10 protein-coding genes, 3 rRNA genes and 1 pseudogene (1 of these 14 only partly in view) are annotated in these 19,419 nt (G+C 63.9%); 7 read left to right on the forward strand and 7 right to left on the reverse strand.

Going from position 1 to position 19,419, the window contains the following annotated elements; translation table 11 throughout:
* Positions 1-110 precede the first annotated feature (110 nt).
* The gene (locus tag Q5Z11_RS20350) at positions 111-2,594 is read left to right on the forward strand and encodes a DEAD/DEAH box helicase (RefSeq protein WP_303748079.1); all 2,484 of its coding nucleotides are present in this window, start codon (positions 111-113) and stop codon (positions 2,592-2,594) included.
* Positions 2,546-3,682, forward strand: a pseudogene (locus Q5Z11_RS20355) (ribonuclease H-like domain-containing protein); the annotation flags it as partial. The gene Q5Z11_RS20350 and the pseudogene Q5Z11_RS20355, both read left to right, overlap by 49 nt.
* A 183-nt stretch (positions 3,683-3,865) precedes the next feature.
* Here the strand turns inward: Q5Z11_RS20355 and Q5Z11_RS20360 are convergent.
* From Q5Z11_RS20360 to Q5Z11_RS20370, 3 genes are all read right to left on the reverse strand, one after another.
* A complete protein-coding gene (locus tag Q5Z11_RS20360) occupies positions 3,866-5,695 on the reverse strand; it encodes a M56 family metallopeptidase (RefSeq protein WP_303748080.1) in 1,830 nt (609 codons plus the stop codon).
* Positions 5,696-5,698: 3 nt separating this feature from the next.
* On the reverse strand, positions 5,699-6,085 hold the full coding sequence (locus Q5Z11_RS20365) for a BlaI/MecI/CopY family transcriptional regulator (protein WP_303748081.1): 387 nt from the start codon (positions 6,083-6,085) through the stop codon (positions 5,699-5,701).
* Positions 6,086-6,182: 97 nt separating this feature from the next.
* Positions 6,183-7,298, reverse strand: a complete 1,116-nt coding sequence (locus tag Q5Z11_RS20370; protein ID WP_303748082.1) for a saccharopine dehydrogenase family protein — start codon at positions 7,296-7,298, stop codon at positions 6,183-6,185.
* 435 nt (positions 7,299-7,733) lie between these two features.
* Here Q5Z11_RS20370 and Q5Z11_RS20375 point away from each other — a divergent pair, with 435 nt between their 5' ends.
* Positions 7,734-8,063 carry a hypothetical protein gene (locus Q5Z11_RS20375; protein WP_405051630.1) on the forward strand — a complete coding sequence of 110 codons (330 nt, stop codon included), beginning with the start codon at positions 7,734-7,736 and terminating at the stop codon, positions 8,061-8,063.
* Positions 8,064-8,071: 8 nt separating this feature from the next.
* Here Q5Z11_RS20375 and Q5Z11_RS20380 read toward each other — a convergent pair whose 3' ends face one another.
* Positions 8,072-9,091 (reverse strand): DNA topoisomerase IB, encoded by a 1,020-nt coding sequence (locus Q5Z11_RS20380; RefSeq protein WP_303748083.1) that lies wholly within the window; start codon positions 9,089-9,091, stop codon positions 8,072-8,074.
* Between the two features lie 116 nt (positions 9,092-9,207).
* Between Q5Z11_RS20380 and Q5Z11_RS20385 the strand changes: the two genes are divergently transcribed.
* The 4 genes from Q5Z11_RS20385 (at position 9,208) to Q5Z11_RS20400 (ending at position 17,180) form a co-directional block, all read left to right on the forward strand.
* Positions 9,208-9,594: an I78 family peptidase inhibitor gene (locus Q5Z11_RS20385; protein ID WP_303748084.1), complete on the forward strand. Its 387-nt coding sequence runs from the start codon at positions 9,208-9,210 to the stop codon at positions 9,592-9,594.
* A 307-nt stretch (positions 9,595-9,901) separates the two neighbouring features.
* The gene (gltB, locus tag Q5Z11_RS20390) at positions 9,902-14,356 is read left to right on the forward strand and encodes a glutamate synthase large subunit (protein WP_303748085.1); all 4,455 of its coding nucleotides are present in this window, start codon (positions 9,902-9,904) and stop codon (positions 14,354-14,356) included.
* Between the two features lie 134 nt (positions 14,357-14,490).
* Positions 14,491-15,936, forward strand: a complete 1,446-nt coding sequence (locus Q5Z11_RS20395) for an FAD-dependent oxidoreductase (protein WP_303748086.1) — start codon at positions 14,491-14,493, stop codon at positions 15,934-15,936.
* Positions 15,937-16,307: 371 nt separating this feature from the next.
* Positions 16,308-17,180, forward strand: a complete 873-nt coding sequence (locus Q5Z11_RS20400; protein ID WP_303748087.1) for a methylglyoxal synthase — start codon at positions 16,308-16,310, stop codon at positions 17,178-17,180.
* A 430-nt stretch (positions 17,181-17,610) separates the two neighbouring features.
* On the opposite strand, the gene rrf (Q5Z11_RS20405) is transcribed toward Q5Z11_RS20400, so the two are convergent.
* The 3 genes from rrf (Q5Z11_RS20405) to Q5Z11_RS20415 form a co-directional block, all read right to left on the reverse strand.
* Positions 17,611-17,725, reverse strand: a 5S ribosomal RNA gene (gene rrf / locus Q5Z11_RS20405).
* 131 nt (positions 17,726-17,856) lie between these two features.
* A 5S ribosomal RNA gene (gene rrf, locus Q5Z11_RS20410) occupies positions 17,857-17,971 on the reverse strand.
* Positions 17,972-18,095: 124 nt separating this feature from the next.
* Positions 18,096-19,419 (reverse strand): 23S ribosomal RNA (locus Q5Z11_RS20415) (it continues 1,554 nt past the right edge of the window).

Consider the following 19,419-nt stretch of genomic DNA (forward strand, 5'->3'; position numbering starts at 1 on the left):
ACCTGAACTGGACTCCGCGATCAAAGCACCCCATGCGCCGGATAGCCCGCCGTCTCAGCCCGTGAGACGGCGATGTGCTTCCATGGCGCTCTTTGATCGGCAGTCCGTGCATGGCGTTTTCCCTCGCTCCCCGCACCGAAGCCAGCGAACGGGCGCTGGCAACCACCGATGGCCTGCCATCGCGTGACGGCTCGCTGCTCGGCCAGCGCCTGGCCCGCCGCTACAAGGACCGGGTCACCGGCAGCTTCACCATTCCCGGCCGCGAAGGCAGCTATGCGCCGATTCCGGATGATGTGCCCGAGGCGCTGAAAGCGGCATTGAAGGCGCGCGGCATCGAGCAGCTGTACTCGCATCAGGCCGAGGCCTGGGACGCCAGCCAGCGCGGCGAGCACGTCGCCATCGTCACTCCCACCGCCTCCGGCAAATCGCTGTGTTACACGCTGCCGGTGGTAAGCGCGGCGATGCAGGGCAATGCCAAGGCCTTGTACCTGTTCCCGACCAAGGCGCTCGCGCAGGACCAGGTGGCCGAGCTGCTGGAGCTCAACCGCGCCGGCGATCTTGGGGTCAAGGCCTTCACCTTCGACGGTGATACGCCCGGCGATGCGCGGCAGGCGATCCGCCTGCATGGCGACATCGTGGTCAGCAACCCGGACATGCTGCACCAGGCGATCCTGCCGCATCACACCAAGTGGGCGCAGTTCTTCGAGAACCTGCGCTATGTGGTGATCGACGAGATCCACACCTATCGCGGCGTGTTCGGCAGCCATGTCACCAACGTGCTGCGGCGGCTCAAGCGCATCTGTGCGTTCTATGGCGTGCAACCGCAATTCATCCTGTGCTCGGCCACCATCGGCAACCCGCATGCGCATGCCGAGGCGCTGGTTGAAGAGAAGGTGCATGCGATCACCGAGTCCGGCGCACCGACCGGGCCCAAGCACGTGCTGCTGTGGAACCCACCGGTGATCAACCCGGATCTTGGCCTGCGCGCCTCGGCGCGCTCACAGGCCAACCGCATCGCCCGCATCGCGATCAAGAGTGGCCTGAAGACCCTGGTGTTTGCACAGACGCGCTTGATGGTGGAAGTGCTGACCAAGTACCTGAAGGACATCTTCGACAACGACCCGCGCAAGCCGGCCCGCATTCGCGCCTATCGTGGCGGCTATCTGCCGACCGAACGCCGCGAGGTGGAACGGGCGATGCGCGCCGGCAACATCGACGGCATCGTCAGCACCTCGGCGCTGGAGCTGGGCGTGGATATCGGCGCGCTCGACGTGGTCATCCTCAACGGCTACCCCGGCAGCGTTGCGGCGACGTGGCAGCGCTTCGGCCGTGCCGGTCGTCGTCAGCAGGCCGCGCTCGGCGTGATGGTCGCCAGCAGCCAGCCGCTGGACCAGTACGTGGTGCGGCATCCGGATTTCTTTGCCAACGCGACGCCGGAACACGCACGCATTTCACCGGACCAGCCGCTGATCCTGTTCGACCACATCCGCTGCGCAGCGTTCGAGCTGCCGTTCCTGGCCGCTGAGCCGTTCGGGCCGATCGATCCGCTGGTATTCCTGCAGGCGCTGGCCGAAACCGAAGTGGTGCATCAGGAAGGCGACCGCTGGGAGTGGATCGCCGACAGCTATCCCGCCAATGCAGTGAGCCTGCGCGCGGTTGCCGATGGCAACTTCGTGGTGGTGGACCGCAGCGATGGCAAGCAGCAGATCATCGCCGAGGTAGATTACTCCGCCGCTGCGCTGACGCTGTACGAAGGCGCCATCCACATGGTGCAGAGCACGCCGTACCAGGTGGAGCGGCTGGACTGGGACGGCCGCAAGGCCTACGTCACCCGTACCCATGTCGACTACTACACCGACAGCATCGACTACACCAAGCTCAAAGTGCTGGACCGCTTTGATGGCAACGGCGCCGGCCGTGGTGATTCGCATCACGGCGAAGTGCACGTGGTGCGACGCGTGGCCGGCTACAAGAAGATCCGCTACTACACCCACGAGAACATCGGCTACGGCCCGGTCAACCTGCCCGATCAGGAACTGCACACCACCTCGGTCTGGTGGCAGCTTCCGCAGGCCACGCTGCTGCGCAGCTTCGCGCAGAAGCAGGATGCGCTGGATGGTTTCCTCGGTGCCGCCTATGCACTGCACATCGTTGCCACCGTCGCGGTGATGGCCGACGCCCGCGATCTGCAGAAAACGGTTGGCAATGGCGATGGTGCCTGGTTTGCAATTGCCGACCAGACCGGCCGCGGCCAGCTGCGCGGCAATGAAGCCGGTGAAGCCACGGTGGAACTGATGCAGAGCTTCTTGCCCACGGTATACCTGTACGACAACTTCCCCGGCGGCGTGGGCCTGAGCGAACCGCTATGGCAGCGCCAGGGCGAGCTGGTGCAACGCGCGTTGGAGCTGGTGGAGCGTTGTGATTGCAATGCGGGCTGCCCGGCTTGTGTTGGTCCGGTGCTGGCTGCGCAGGAAGATGACAAGGGACCAACACCGCGTTCATTGGCATTGACCGTGTTGTCGCTGCTGTCTGCCGAGCGATGCGATCAGGTGCCGACCATCGTCATGGACGAGGCCGTCGACCTGCTGCCATGAGCATCAGCCTGGACAAACTGAAAGCCCTGCGCAAACAGGCGGGGCTGGCGACGGCAGCACCTGCGGAATCAGCGGGGCACCCAGTTGTTGTAGGAGCGGCGTCAGCCGCGAAGCCACCAATGGTGGACGCTGCAGCATTGCCTGTTGCTCCGGATGCAACTGGCTCTTCGTCGGCTTCGGAGGCGATACCGGCTTCGCGGCTGACGCCGCTCCTACAACAACAGCCGAAGCAGGAATCCTCGGTATTCGGCTGGGTCGATCAGATCAAGCACAAACCCGCGGTACCGCAGGACGGCGCTGCATTGCGGCGCTTGTTGGCAACACGCAACCGCGCCATCGCTCCTGCACAACCAATCGAACGTGGCCCGGTTGATCGCGATCTGCCCGGCACCGAAATCGCACCCGGACTGCATCTGATCGAAGCCTTCATCCCGCAGGCGATTCCAACGCAACCGCTGTCGTTGGCTTTCAGCAAGCGTCCCGAAGAATCAGTCGCGCCACAGGACCTGCTGTTCTTCGATACCGAGACCACCGGCCTTGCCGGCGGCACCGGCACCCGCGCCTTCATGATCGGCGCCGCCGACTGGCATCACGATGCAGCGCGCGGCGACGGCCTGCGCGTGCGCCAGCTGATGATGTCGACGATGGGTGCGGAGAGCGCGATGCTGGAGTTGTTCGCGAGCTGGCTGTCACCGACCACGGTGCTGTCCAGCTACAACGGCCGCTGTTACGACGCGCCGTTGTTGAAGACGCGTTACCGGCTGGCACGGCGTGGTGATCCGATTTCCGCATTGGACCATGTGGATCTTTTGTTCCCGACCCGCCGTCGCTATCGCGGTACCTGGGAGAACTGCCGGCTGGCGACCATCGAGCGGCAGTTGCTGCTCATCGCACGCGAGGATGACTTGCCGGGTTCGGAAGCGCCTGCGGCGTGGTTGAGTTATCTGCGTGGCGGCAGCGCGCGCAACCTGCGCCGCGTTGGTGAGCACAACCATCAGGACGTGGTGACCTTGGCGCTGTTGTTCCTGCGCCTGGTGCAGGCGGAAGCTGATGAGCGGGCGGAGTTGGCACTGGAGGCGGAGCGCTGAGTTTCGGTTGCTCGTCAGTCGTTGCTTGAAGCGCTTACCTCTCCCCAGCCCTCCCCTTGGCTGCGCCAAAGGGAGGGAGCGGAGCTTGCCCCCTCCCTTTCGCCGGAGGCGAAGGGGAGGGTTGGGGAGGGGTGCTTTTGCTGTAGCTCTAAAAGCCAAGCACCAGCAAACCCTCCCGGAACATCAACCACCAAGCGGCCGCGCAATCCCACTGCTGATCGCTTCACGGATCATCTGATCCGCATCACGGTTGGCCTTGGCGCTGGCCGCTGCCTGCTGCCTGCCCAGCTCGGCCTGCTGCTTGCCCAATGCTGCCTGCTGTGCGGCCAGGCTTTCCATCTCCGCACGCATCGCCGGGTTGTCCATTTCCTCGCGCGCTTCATCGATCTTGCGACGCGCTTCAGCGGCCGCACCGCGGCGCGCATCGGCGCTCCCGTCTGAGGTCAGCGCCAGCTGCGCCTGTTGGCTCGCCAACGCGCCGATCCGCGCACCAATCTCGCCCATGCGCTCACCGATCTCGCCCTGGCGCTCGCCCAGCCTGCCTTGGCGATCGCCGAGCTTGCCCTGTGCTTCACCCAGACGCACGGTTTCTGCGTGCAGTTGTTCAAAGCGCGACAGCGTGGCGGCGTCGCGAACTACATAGCGCTTGCCATCGCGGCGCAGCAGCAGCACGCCGCTGCCATCGTCCAACTGCTTGGCTTCGCGCAGATCCGCAACGGAACCATTCATGACGCTGTGGTCGCCCTTGATCAGCACATAGCTGTTGGCGTTCTGGTTGCTGGAGAGGTGAATCGTTCCCTGTGTGCGCAACGGAGCCGCGGGGGCTGCCGGTGCCGCAGGCGGTGCAGGTGGCACGGCCAGTGCCGGTGGCGCGGGCGGCGCAGGAGGTGCGGCCGGCACAGCGGCACCCGCCGCAACCAGATGCAGTTTTGCATGGGCAGCAGGTGCTGCCGGTGCAACGGGAGCGACCGGGACGACGGGCGCTGCCACAGGTGCGGGTGGTGCCGGCGGCGCAGGCGGTACCGGCATCGCCACCAGCCGCAGCGGTGCCACGCCAACCAGGGCGACGGCAGCGATGATCAAGGCCGCACCGACGCGCGGGAAAGATGAAGTGTCCTGCAACATGAGCAATCTCCGCTTGAGGCTTAGGAAGGTCGGCGACGCGCTGGCCAAACCAGCGCCGGGCCGGGGGGCGACGCCCAACTGCAGCAGCAGGCGTCCATAGTGTTGGCGGCAGTGCCGGTCACCGGCGACCACGGCTGCATCCACCGCTGCTTCGCGGGCGATGCCGTATTCGCGGGCGGCCAGGTGCACCACCGGGTGGAAGAAGAACAGGTGCTGGGCAAGTGCAGGCACCAGTCCCAGCCACAGGTCATGGCGTTGCAGATGCACCAGTTCATGGGTCAATGCCATGTCCAGCTGGTCATCGCCCATGCGCTGCAGGCCACGCGCCGGCAACAGCAGCACCGGACGCCATGGGCCGATCAGCTGCGGCGAGTCGATCGCGGTGCTGAGCATCAGTCGCGGTGCGCGGCGCAGGCCATGCGCATCAGCGGCCAGCGCAAGCGCGGCGTTGAGCTTGTGATCGTGGCAGGGCTGCGCGGCACGCAGCAGGGCACGACTGGCGCGGTACGCCAGCGCGGTGCGCAAGGCCATCACCAGCACGCCGGCGGCCCACATTGCCATCAACACCAGGCTCCATGACCAGCCGCTGTCCACCGGCAAGGGCTGCATCACGATGACTGGCGCGATGGTGGTCGGCGCAGCTTCTGCAGCAGCCTGCACAACCAACGGTGCTGCCTCCACTGCAGGCAGCAGCGGCAGCTCCAGCGGTGACGCCCAGAACAGGCCAACCACGGCCTGCACGGCCACCAGCCACCACAGCGCACACTGGGTGCTGGCCGGCAGGCGCCGAACGTAGCGGCACAGCAGCCACACCAGACCAGCCAACAGCGCGGTCTGCACGCTGGTTGCCAACAGGCGGCTGCCCAACAACTCAAGCGTCATCGACATGGCTCAATCCTCCCGGCGCTGCGACTGCAGCTTGCTGACCAGCGCTTCCAGTTCGGCCAGTTCGTTGTCGCTGACCTCGGCCTTCTCCGACATCCACGCCACGAACGGCGAGATCGATCCCTGCAGGGTCTTCTCGACGAAGCTGCCAACCGCGCCGTTGACCACTTCCTGCTGCTCGGCGGTGGAGCGGTAGCGATACACGCCCTCGTCCTGCTCGCGCTGCAGATAGCCCTTGGTGCGCAGGCGCTCCATCATCGTCAGCACGGTGGACCGGGCCAGCCCGCGGGCCTCACCGAAGCGCGCGGCAACCTCGCCGACGCTGGTGGGTTCGTTCTCTCCGATGTACTGCAACAGGGCCAGTTCCTGGTCCCCGATGGTCTTGCGGCGCATGGCCGTCTCCGTGACTACATTTGTCGTCACGGTAGATCTGCCTACATTTGTAGTCAATAGCCCGGATGGCACCCTGCACACTGCAAGGCTGAATGATTCAGCTGATTGCGCTGTCGATCTGCCAGCGCGCGAACTCGCTTTCGAACTCGGCCAGGCTCAACAGGCCGAGACAGGCATGGGCACCGATCGGTAGCGCCTCACCACGGGCAAAGCGGCGCGCCAGCAGCACGGCGGCAAAGGTCGGAATCTCCGGGCCGTGCAGCATTGGCGCGGTCAGGTCCCAATGCACGGTGTGCTGCAGGCCGCCACGTTGGCCACGCAAGGTGATGCGCATGCCGCCCAGATCGGTGCCGAAACGGTCGAACCAGCGCCCTGCTCGGGCGAACACGCCGGCCAAGGCTTCCATCGGCAATGGCAGGCCAATGCGGCGAAGCCAGGCCATCGCAGCCAGGCAACGCGACAGAAACGGCAACTCCAGCGCCGCGCGGAACCGCACGGTCGCCACGCCTGGATAGCGCTGCACCAGCAATGTGTGGTCCGGCACATCGCAGGGCGAAGCCAGGCGCGGACCAATGCGGGCGAAGCGTACCGGCTGCGGATCAGCCCAGCCGACCACGGTCTGCCAGCGACCATCCAACCAGCACTCGAACGGCTTGCCGCAATACGACAGCACCGCGCGCACCGTGGCCATGCCCAGGGGCGTGGCCTGCGCGGGTGCGATCACCATGTCGATGCTGTGCAGTTGATCGAACTGCGGGGCGAGTGCGTCCACGACTGCGCTGGACAGCGCCGGCAAGGTGCTGGCGCCGCTGATCGCACTGCGTTGTGTCTGTTCGGCCAAGGCCTGCAGTTGCTGCGGGAAGTCCGCGACGAAATCGCGACCATCGGCCAGGTCGATGTAGTGCATGCCGGCGCGCAGACAGGCCAGAGCCACGTCGTAGCCCTGGCCTTGGAAAGGACCGGCGGTGTGGATGACCAGTGCCGCCCGTGTTTCCGCCAGCTGTACTTCGAAATCAGCCGCAGCGGTATCCAGCCTGCACAGTTCGATTTTCGTCAGATCCACACCAGGCAGATTGGCTGCTGCCTGCATTGGATTGCGGCCCGCGGCGATGACGGTGATGCCCGGCGTGATGGCAAGCGCACGCACGATGCGCGCACCGAAGTGGCCGTAGCCGCCGAGTACCAGAACACGACAGCTTTCCTGCTGCGACATCGGATCTTCCTGTGTGGATTGCCATACAGATTATCGACGAGAGGAGCGTTGCTTGGCCCCTCCCCTTTGGCGCAGCCAAGGGGGAGGTTGGGAGGTGGTGGCTTTGGACGTTGCTTGCGCTGGCTGTTTGATGTTCCAGCGAACAGCACCCCTCCCCAACCCTCCCCTGCGCCTTGCGCAAGGGAGGGAGCAGGTCCGCCGCGCTTCGTGCAAGGGAGGGGGCTTTTGCCCCTCCCCTTTGGCGTAGCCAAGGGGGAGGTTGGGAGGGGGTGGCTTTGGCCGTTGCTTGCGCTGGCTGTTTGTTGTTCCAGCGAACATCACCCCTCCCCAGCCCTCCCCTGCGCCTTGCGCAAGGGAGGGAGCGAGTGGCGCTCTTCATGCTCCTCTTACACAAACAACAGCACCCTGCATGCATACCACCGCTTGGAGTCCGCCATGTACCGGATGCTGGTCATCGCCTGTTTCAGCGCCATCACCGCCACTGCCTGCAGCACTGCCCAGGTCAGCCAGGTGCAACCCATCGATGGCGTCATCTCCGGCCAATGCCATACCGACATGGTGCGCGGGGCAGTCGGCCTTGCCGCCGGGCCGGATACCGTGGAACGTGCCCGCGTGGACAGTGACAGCCTGCAGGTGCAGGTAGTGCGCGGCAACGACCAACCCGACAGCGCGGCCTCCATCCAGACCCAGGCATCGACAGGCGGTGAGCGCCTGACCATCGAAGTCGGCCGCACCAACAACATCACCGCCATCCGCTGCGGCTGAGCCCGCGCTCAGCCTGCCCGATGTGCGGCGCGCAGGAAACGCAGTGCCGCGGCCTCCCATTGGCGGGGGCCGCGCAGGGCCTGCATCGCGCTCAGCTTGCCGTCGCGCCAGCCGTCGAAGACACAGGGATCGATATAGGCCTTGCGGCACACCGCCGGGGTGTTGCCCAGCATCGCCGCCACCGCGGCGATCACCTGGTTCTGCGATGCGCTCAGCGCGCGCTCGCCACCGGTTTCGGGCACCGGCAGCTGGGCCAGTTCACGCAACGCCACCAGCGTGCCACCCCATGTGCGGAAATCCTTGGCGCTGAAGTCAGCGCCGGTGGCGTTGCGCAGGTAATCGTTGACGTCGCTTGAGCTTACCGGCCGCACCTTGCCGTCATCGTCGCGGTACTGGAACAACAGCTGTCCCGGCAGTTGTTGGCAACGCCGCACCAGCGCCGATAGTTGCCGGTCATCGATGACCATGGCCTGCGCCTGGCCAGACTTGCCACGGAAGCGCAACCGCGCCTTGCCTTGGCCAGCACGTTCCAGATGTCGGTTGCGCAGCGTGGTCAGCCCATAGGAATGGTTGTCGCGTGCATAGGCATCGTTGCCGATGCGGGCAAGCGTGCGGCCCATCACCGCAATCACTATCGCCAACACCTTCTCGCGTGGCAGGCCGGGCAAGGCCAGGTCGCTGCGCACGCGCCGGCGCAGGCTTGGCAATGCCTTGCCGAATGCAACAATGCGATCGAACTTGTTGTCACTGCGGGTGCGTACCCAGTCCGGGTGGTAACGGTATTGCTTGCGGCCACGCGCATCGCGACCGCAGGCCTGCAGATGGCCGTTGGCCTGCGCGCAGATCCATACCTGGGTATAGGCTGGCGGAATCGCCAGACGCTTGATGCGCTCCAGCGTAGCCGGCGCCCGCACCGTCTTGCCACGCGCATCCACATAGCGGAAGCCGCGCCCGGCGCGCTGGCGGAGAATGCCCGGTTCGCCATCATGGCTATGACGCAACGCAGACCCTGCCGATGTCGCGGCCATCGCTGCTCCAGCAAATAAACGGTGGCGGAGTATCGCGCAGTGCTTTGCGACGCAGCGTCAACATGGCCATCACTTGGCGATATGCTTGGCTCGTCCCTCAATAGCTTGGAGTTCCGATGCAATTCCCGTCGACGCCGCGCGCCCTGCGCCGCCCCGCCGCCCTGATTGCCACCGCTGCACTGCTGCTGGCCCTGAGCGCCTGCACAAAGCCGGCCCCGGAAGAACAGGATGAGGCACTGAACCAATCACAGCAGGCCGCCGAGGCCGCTGCCGCTCCCGCTGAAGCCACACCGCCGCCGGGCGCCTGCGACGCCAGCCAGGTGCAGGGTCTGGTCGGCCAGACCTACAGCGAGGCCATGCAGGCCCAGGCCAAGGAAGACGCCGGTGCCACCGACGTGCGCGTGCTCAAGCCCAACCAGCCGGTCACGATGGAGTTCATCGGCGAGCGCCTGAACATCGAAATCGACGACAAGGGCACCATCAGCGGCGTCCGCTGCGGCTGAATTGGCAGCGCCAAAGCCTTGCTGGGCAAGGCTTTGGTTGCGCTCGCAACGATGTATTGCGGCGTTGCAACAACTGTGATTTAGTCGAACCATCCGGTGACCTCAAGGTGCGCTCCAGGTTGAGCACATCATGTGCATTGGATGGGCGCGAGGGCGCTTGGATCAGGCGCAGGACGCCATCGGGGCGTGTGCCGGGTCTTATCCCAACAGCACGTGCGGCAGCACGGCGCGAACCATCTGATAGGCATGACGTGCTCTGCGAGCGGGCAGGAGTGTCGCCGCTCACCTGAATCGCACCGAGGCACAGATGGCAGTCCGCACCCCGCTAGGGCTTTACGACCCGCAAGACGAACGCGACGCCTGTGGTTTCGGCATGGTCGCGCAGCTCGACGACCAGCCATCGCGCCTGTTGGTGGATACTGCCATCGCCGCCCTGTCGCGCATGACCCACCGTGGTGGTGTTGCCGCCGACGGGCTCACCGGCGACGGTTGCGGCCTGCTGTTGCGCAAACCCACCGTGTTCCTGCGCCAACTGGCTGAAGAAGCCGGCATCGCACTCGGTCCGAATTTTGCAGCGGGTGTGGTGTTCCTGCCGCACGATCCCGTTGCCGCGCAGCGATGTCGTGAGGAACTGGATGCACAGCTGCGTGCCGCCGGCTGCCATCCGCGCGGTTGGCGTGAAGTCCCTACCGATGACAGCGTTTGTGGCCAGCTGGCGCGCGACACGCTGCCGAAGATCGAACAGGTGTTCGTCGATGCCGACATCGACCAGAGCGCCGAACAATTCGCGCTGGCGCTGTTCATGGCCCGCCGCCGCAGCGAACAGACCCTGCGCGATGTCGCCGACTACTACGTCACCACGCTCAGCGCCGAAGCCATCAGCTACAAGGGCATGGTGCTGCCGGACAAGCTGAGCACTTTCTTCCCGGACCTGCAGCGCCACGAACTGGCGTCCAGCGTGGTGGTATTCCACCAGCGCTTCTCCACCAACACGATGCCGCGCTGGCCGCTGGCCCATCCATTCCGCATGCTCGCCCACAACGGCGAGATCAACACCATCGAAGGCAACCGCCACTGGGCGCAGGCGCGCAGCAAGGTGTGGAAGACGCCGAAGTTCGACATCGCCGAACTCGACCCGGTGATCTCGATGCACGGCTCCGATTCGCAGAGCATGGACAACATGCTGGAGCTGATGGTGGCCGGTGGCATGGAGTTGATCCAGGCGCTGCGCATCCTGGTGCCGCCGGCAACGCAATCGTTGGAATTCAAGGACGCCGACCTCGCCGCGTTCTACGAGTTTTATGGCTTGAACAGCGAGCCGTGGGATGGCCCGGCCGGCATCGTCGCCTGCGATGGCCGCTACGCCGCCTGCACGCTGGACCGCAATGGCCTGCGCCCGGCGCGCTGGATGCTGACTTCCGACCGCCACTTCCTGGTCGCCTCCGAAGCCGGCGTATGGGAAGTGCCGACCGAGCGCGTGGTGCGCAAGGGCAAGCTCGGTCCGGGCCAGATGATGGCCATCGATCTCAAGCGTGGTGACCTGCTCGATTCCGAAGCCATCGACCGCATCAACCGTGCACGTGCGCCGTACAAGCAATGGCTGCACCAGGGTGTGACCTACCTGCAGACCGAGTTGATCGATCCCTCGCTGGCCGAGGAGCCGTTCGACGAAGCGACGCTGCGCAGTTACCACAAGCTGTTCCAGCTCACGACCGAGGAACTGGAGCAGGTGCTGCGGCCGCTGGCCGAAACCGGACAGGAAGCCACCGGCTCGATGGGCGATGACACGCCCATCGCTGTGCTCAGCCGCCACACCCGTCCACTGTACGACTACTTCCGCCAGGCCTTCGCGCAGGTCACCAACCCGCCGATCGATCCGCTGCGCGAAGAATGCGCGATGTCGCTGACCACCCAGCTCGGCAAGGAGACCAACATCTTCCATGCCGGCGCGGAGACGGTGAACCACGTCATCCTCAACTCGCCAGTGCTGAGCCAGCGCAAGCTACGCCAGTTGCTGAAGATGGAGCAGTACGTCGAGCGCAATCGTTTGATCGACCTGTCCTACAGCGTCGAGGAAGGTTTGAAAGCCGGCATCGAGCGCATCTGCGGCGAGTGCGAGCAGGCCGCACGCGATGGCGTGGTGATGTTGTTGCTGTCCGACCGCTACCCGGTCGCCGACCGGCCGATGGTGCATGCACTGCTGGCCACCAGCGCCGTGCATCACCATCTCTCGAAGGTCGGGCTGCGCTGCGACGTCAACCTGATCCTGGAAACCGGCACCGCCCGCGACGCGCACCACATGGCCTGCCTGCTGGGCTTTGGTGCGACCGCGGTGTATCCGTATCTCGCCTATCAGACGCTGTTCGACCTGGGCCGGCGCGGCATCCTGCAATTGAAGAAGGGCGGTGAGGTTTCACAGATCGGCCGCAGCTACCGCAAGGGCATCTACAAGGGCCTGAGCAAGATCATCTCGAAGATGGGCATCTGCACCATTGCCAGTTATCGCGGCGCGCAGCTGTTCGAGATCGTCGGCCTGGATCCGGATGTGGTTGAACTGTGCTTCCCGGATACCGCTGCCCGCATCGGCGGCGTGGGCCTGGCGCGTCTGGATACCGAAGCACGCGAGCTCACCGTGCGTGCCTGGAACGATCTGGCGCAGCCGGAAGTAGGCGGCCTGCTCAAGTACGTACACGGCGGCGAATACCATATGTACAACCCGGACGTGGTGATGACGCTGCAGCGCGCATCACGCACCGGCGATGCCGAAGACTGGCGCAAGTACATGGACGCGGTGCATTCGCGCCCGACCTCGGCGCTGCGCGATCTGCTGCAGCTCAAGCCGGCGGCAACGCCGGTGCCATTGGATGAAGTGGAACCGGCCGAGGCACTATTCAAGCGCTTCGATACCGCCGCCATTTCCCTGGGCGCACTGTCGCCGGAAGCGCATGAAGCGCTGGCGATTGCGATGAACCGCCTCGGTGGCCGCTCCAACTCCGGTGAAGGCGGCGAAGATCCCGCGCGCTATGGCACCGAGAAGCGTTCCAAGATCAAGCAGGTGGCCTCCGGTCGCTTTGGCGTCACCGCCGAATACCTGGTCAATGCCGAAGTGCTGCAGATCAAGGTCGCGCAGGGCGCCAAGCCCGGCGAAGGTGGCCAGCTGCCCGGCCACAAGGTCAACGAGCTGATCGCACGCCTGCGCTACGCCAAGCCCGGCATCGGCCTGATCTCGCCGCCACCGCATCACGACATCTATTCGATCGAAGATCTGGCGCAGCTCATCTACGACCTGAAGCAGGTCAATCCGGATGCGTTGGTATCGGTGAAGCTGGTCTCACATGCAGGCGTCGGCACCATTGCTGCCGGCGTGGTAAAAGCCGGCGCCGACCTGATCACCGTATCCGGCCACGACGGTGGCACCGGTGCCTCGCCGATCAGTTCGATCCGCTATGCCGGCGTGCCGTGGGAACTGGGCGTGGCTGAATCGCACCAGGCGCTGGTCGGCAACGACCTGCGCAGCCGCACCATCCTGCAGACCGACGGTGGCCTGAAGACCGGCCTGGATGTGGTCAAGGCCGCCCTGCTCGGCGCCGACAGCTTCGGCTTCGGCACCGGCCCGATGATCGTGCTCGGCTGCAGGTACCTGCGCATCTGCCATCTCAACAACTGCGCAACCGGCGTCGCCACCCAGGACGAGCGCCTGCGTGCCGGCTACTTCACCGGTCTGCCGGAACGCGTGGAGAACTTCTTCCGCCTGTTGGCTGAGGAAGTGCGCGAGTGGCTGTCGTACCTGGGCGTGCGTTCGCTGGATGAAATCGTCGGCCGCACCGATCTGCTGCAGCAGCTGGAAGTGTCGCCGCGCGAAGGCGTCAAGGTCGATCTGTCGCGCCTGCTCGCGCCTGCGCATTACGACGGCGCGCATTGCGCCGCGCAGCGCCTGTACCAGTCGCCAGACAGCCTGGCCACGCAGATGGACAACCTGCTCGCCGCTGCCATCGCCAACAAGCAGGGCGGTGAGCATCGCTTCCTGATCCACAACACCGACCGCTCGGTGGGCACGCGCCTGTCCGGCACCATCGCCCGCGCGCATGGCAACCACGGCATGAGCGAAACACCGTTGAACCTGCGCTTCCGCGGCACTGCCGGGCAAAGCTTCGGTGCGTTCAACGTCGGCGGCCTGAACCTGGAAGTGGAAGGCGAAGCCAACGACTACGTTGGCAAAGGCATGGCCGGCGGCCGCCTGGTGGTACGCCCACCGCGTGGCGCCCGCTTCGAGGCCCGCAACACCGCCATCATCGGCAACACCTGCCTGTACGGTGCAACCGGCGGCGAGCTGTTTGCCGCAGGACGCGCCGGCGAACGCTTCGGCGTGCGCAACTCCGGCGCACTGGCGGTGATTGAAGGCGCCGGCGACCACTGCTGCGAATACATGACCGACGGCGTGGTCGCAGTGCTTGGCAAGGTCGGCCTGAACTTCGGTGCCGGCTTCACTGGTGGTTTGGCCTATGTGCTCGACGTCGATCGCGATTTCGTCGACCGCTACAACCACGAGCTGATCGACATTCATCGCATCTCGACCGAAGGCTTCGAGAACCATCGCCAGCACCTGCACACCTTGATCGGCCGTCACCGCGAGTTGACCGGCAGCATCTGGGCGCAGCAGATCCTCGATGAGTTCCGCGATTACGTCGGCAAATTCTGGTTGGTCAAACCCAAGGCCGCCAGCATCGAGTCGCTGGCCGAGTCTTTGCGCCGCGCCGCTTGACGGCTTGAGCCCCTCTCCCGCTGACGGGAGAGGGGTTGGGGTGAGGGCAGCTTCAAAGCCCCTCATCCGCCCCTTCGGGGCACCTTCTCCCGCTTGCGGGAGAAGGGCTCCTTCCCAGACATCACGAGTCCGCCATGAGCCGCAAGCAAGCCTTCCAGTTCCTCGATCTGCCCCGCACCATGCCGCAGCGCATTCCGGTGGAATTGCGCACGTCCGGCGATTGGGGCGAGCTCTACGGCAAGTTCGACAAGGGCGATGCGCAGTACCAGGCCGGCCGCTGCCTGGATTGCGGCAACCCGTACTGCAGCTGGAAGTGCCCGGTGCACAACGCCATCCCGCAGTGGCTGCAGCTGGTGCAGGAGGACCGCATCCACGAGGCGGCGACACTCTGCCATTCGACCAACCCGCTGCCGGAAGTCTGCGGCCGCGTCTGCCCGCAGGATCGTCTGTGCGAAGGCAGTTGCACGCTGGAGGAGTTTGGCGCGGTCACCATCGGTGCGGTCGAGAAGTACATCGTCGATACCGCACTGGCCACCGGCTGGAAGCCGGACTTGCATGCCGTTGAGAGCACCGGCAAGCGCGTGGCGGTTGTCGGCGCCGGTCCAGCGGGCCTGGCCTGCGCTGATCGCCTCGCACGTGCCGGTGTGCAGGCCGTGGTGTTCGACCGTTACGAGCAGATCGGCGGGCTGCTGCAGTTCGGCATTCCCAGCTTCAAGCTGGACAAGAGCGTGATCGACCGCCGCCGCGAGATCCTCGAAGGCATGGGCGTGCAGTTCCGCCTGGGCGTGGAGATCGGCCGCGATATCAGCATCGAGCAATTGCAGGCCGATTACGACGCCGTGTTCCTTGGCACCGGTGCCTACCGCTACACCGACGGCGGCCTGATCGGCCAGGACCTGAAGAACGTGTTGCCGGCGCTGCCCTTCCTGGTACAGAACAGCCGCATCGTCAGTGGCAATGATCCGAAGGGTCGGCCGATCGCGGGTTGGGAAGACCAGATCGCCCTGCCCGACCTCAACGGCAAGCGTGTGGTGGTGCTCGGCGGTGGTGACACCGGCATGGACTGCGTACGCAGCGCGATCCGCCTGGGCGCGGCCAAGGTGACCTGCGCATACCGTCGCGATGAAGCCAACATGCCGGGTTCGGCCCGCGAAGTTGCCAATGCCCGCGAAGAGGGCGTGCGCTTCCTGTTCAACCGTCAGCCGCTGGCGATTGAGGCTGGCGCGGACGATGAAGTGATCGGCGTGACCGTGGTCGAGACCGAGTTGAGCGCGCCGGATGCCAATGGTCGTCGCAATGCGGTGGCGATCGAGGGCAGCGAATCGCTGCTGGAAGCCGATGTGGTGATCATCGCCTTCGGCTTCTCGCCGACGTTGCCGGAATGGCTTTCGTCGCAGGGCGTGGAGGCCAGCAGCAATGGTCGCATCCTTGCCGGTGGTGCGACGCGCCTGCCGTTCCAGACCCATAACGCCAAGCTGTTTGCCGGTGGTGATGCGGTGCGCGGCGCAGACCTGGTGGTGACGGCGGTTGCTGAAGGTCGTGATGCTGCTGAGAGCATTGTTGCTTTGTTGAAGCGGTGAGGTCGGGTCCGCGCCAAGAGCGCCCTCACCCCTACCCCTCTCCCGTTGAAACGGGAGAGGGGATTACTTCGGCATTGTTTGTCTAATAGCCGCTGAGTTCGCTGCTTCGGCTATTGACTCTGGCTGTTGGCTTTGGCTTTGGCTGTTGGCTTTGGCTTTGGCTGTTGGCTTTGGCTGTTGGCTTTGGACTATCCGTTCACCCGATAGCGCCGCATTCCCTTCTCCCGCATGCGGGAGAAGGTGCCCGGAGAGCGGATGAGGGGAGCTTTAGCTTTAGCTTTAGCTTTAGCTTTGGCTTTAGCTCCAACGCCACCAACAAGCCGGCACCCAGCTGCCCTACACTCAGAAACTCCGCACAAAGAGAAGCAGCAATGCGCATCGGTCTGGCCGCAAACCGTCTCCACCACGAAAGCGCCGACGCTGCGTTGTTCCGTTGGCTACGCGCCAGCGAAAACGGAATCCGCGAACTTGGCGTGGAACTGCACGCTGTTGGCCGCACCTACGACGCCATTGCCAGCACCCATCCCCTGCAGGATTACCCCGGACTTCAGCGCTATCCAAACGGCCGCGAAGGTGGCTTGATGAAGCTCGTTGCCGAAGTTGTCGGCATGGGAACCCCGGAGCGCACACTCGATGGCGCGATCTACTTCATCGATCCGGTCGATTCCTCGTCCGTCTTCCCGGAAGCCATCGCACTCAAGCGTCAGTGCGTCATCCACGGAAAGCCCTTCATCTCCACGGTGGCCACCGCACGTGACTGGATTGAAATGGAGCGCATCCACGCCGGCTTCGCTCCGGATCCAGGCGCAGATGATCTACACGACTTCAGCAAACAGACGCTGGCGCTGATCGCCCACGATGCGCGCAAGCCACAGATGCTGGCCTTCGCCGCCGAGCACTTCGACGTCTTGTCGCAATTCGAACAACGCATCGGTACCGGCACCACCGGTCAGCGCTTGAACGAGATGGCCTGGAGCCGCGGCTGGCCACGCGAGCAGGAATGGATCCACCGCTTCCAGAGCGGCCCGCTTGGTGGCGACGCACAGATTGCGGACCGTGTGCTCGAACACCGCTGTCAACGCGCGATCTTCTTTGAAGACCCGCATGTGGCGCGCCAGCATGAAGCGGACATCCAGCTGCTCGAGCGCGCAGTGACCACGGTCACCGACGATGCGGTATGTATCACCGCGCCCAATATCGCAGCCCGCTGGGCAACTGCCGCGCAGATACGCCAGAAAGCCTGACCGTAGTGCCGAGCCATGCTCGGCATCGGCTATCCAGGCGACGCCAGCAGAGCCCCTACGCTTTGGCTTTGGCTTTGGCTTTGGCTTTGGCTTTGGCTTCGGCTTCGGCTTCGGCTTCGGCTTTGGCCCTTGCTCCAGCTGTTGCTTAAGCCCTTCTCCCGCCTGCGGGGTGAGAGGGGCAGCTTGCGAACCACTGGTTCGCTGCCCATCGAACGCCCTTGCGCCAGCGCAAGGGCCGGGGCGCGGAGCGAGGGTTGGGATGAGGGGAGCTCTTGGCTCTTGGCTTTTGGTTATTGGCTTCGCTCAAGCCTTTCCGCGCCGTTGTTGCTACGAGCTTCGCGGCTTACGCCGCTCCTACAAGTGCGCGTGCGCCTTTGTTTCGCACAAAGAAAAACCCCGCTGCTTCTGGCAGCGGGGTTTTGGGTTTAAATCCTGACGATGACCTACTCTCGCACAGCTTAGGCTGCACTACCATCGGCGCGGCTACGTTTCACTTCCGAGTTCGGGATGGGATCGGGTGGTTCCATAGCGCTAATTTCATCAGGAAGACGGTTTGAGCAGCGCGTTGCGCCGGCTCCAATGCGTTTCCTTGCGGAACTAAAGCCAGGCTGTAAAACACCTGGCTTACATAAAAAGACGAACCCCGCTGCGTGAGCAGCGGGGTTCTTAGATAAAACCCTGACGATGACCTACTCTCGCACAGCTTAGGCTGCACTACCATCGGCGCGGCTACGTTTCACTTCCGAGTTCGGGATGGGATCGGGTGGTTCCATAGCGCTAATTTCATCAGGGAGACGGTTGGAGCGTCGCCATCCAAACAACGGATTTAGGCGCCTGCCTCTCATGGATCTTGTGACGTAGCGTGCACTTGGTATCTATCGACATGTCATGTCGGCCAAGGCAACTTGAGGTTATATGGTCAAGCCACACGGATCATTAGTATCAGTTAGCTCAATGCATTGCTGCACTTACACACCTGACCTATCAACCACATAGTCTATATGGTTCCTTTAGGGGGCTTGTGCCCCGGGAAGTCTCATCTTGAGGCGCGCTTCCCGCTTAGATGCTTTCAGCGGTTATCGCTTCCGAACATAGCTACCCGGCAATGCCACTGGCGTGACAACCGGAACACCAGAGGTTCGTCCACTCCGGTCCTCTCGTACTAGGAGCAGCCCCTCTCAAACTTCCAACGCCCATGGCAGATAGGGACCGAACTGTCTCACGACGTTCTGAACCCAGCTCGCGTACCACTTTAAATGGCGAACAGCCATACCCTTGGGACCGACTACAGCCCCAGGATGTGATGAGCCGACATCGAGGTGCCAAACACCGCCGTCGATATGAACTCTTGGGCGGTATCAGCCTGTTATCCCCGGAGTACCTTTTATCCGTTGAGCGATGGCCCTTCCATACAGAACCACCGGATCACTAAGTCCTAGTTTCCTACCTGCTTGATCCGTCGATCTTGCAGTCAAGCACGCTTATGCCTTTGCACACAGTGCGCGATGTCCGACCGCGCTGAGCGTACCTTCGAGCTCCTCCGTTACTCTTTAGGAGGAGACCGCCCCAGTCAAACTACCCACCATACACGGTCCCCGATCCAGATAATGGACCTAGGTTAGAACGTCAAGCACGACAGGGTGGTATTTCAAGGATGGCTCCACTGCAGCTAGCGCCACAGTTTCATAGCCTCCCACCTATCCTACACAGACGAACTCAACGTTCAGTGTAAAGCTATAGTAAAGGTTCACGGGGTCTTTCCGTCTTGCCACGGGAACGCTGCATCTTCACAGCGATTTCAATTTCACTGAGTCTCGGGTGGAGACAGCGCCGCTGTCGTTACGCCATTCGTGCAGGTCGGAACTTACCCGACAAGGAATTTCGCTACCTTAGGACCGTTATAGTTACGGCCGCCGTTTACTGGGGCTTCGATCAAGAGCTTCGCCTTGCGGCTGACCCCATCAATTAACCTTCCAGCACCGGGCAGGCGTCACACCCTATACGTCCACTTTCGTGTTTGCAGAGTGCTGTGTTTTTGATAAACAGTCGCAGCGGCCTGGTTACTGCGACCCTCTTCAGCTATAGCTCGCATGAGCCACCAAAAAGGGTGCACCTTCTCCCGAAGTTACGGTGCCATGTTGCCTAGTTCCTTCACCCGAGTTCTCTCAAGCGCCTGAGAATTCTCATCCTACCCACCTGTGTCGGTTTACGGTACGGTCTGCGTAAGCTGAAGCTTAGG

Origin of the sequence: Stenotrophomonas sp. 610A2, from assembly GCF_030549615.1 — a bacterium.
Taxonomy (GTDB): Bacteria; Pseudomonadota; Gammaproteobacteria; order Xanthomonadales; family Xanthomonadaceae; genus Stenotrophomonas; species Stenotrophomonas pigmentata.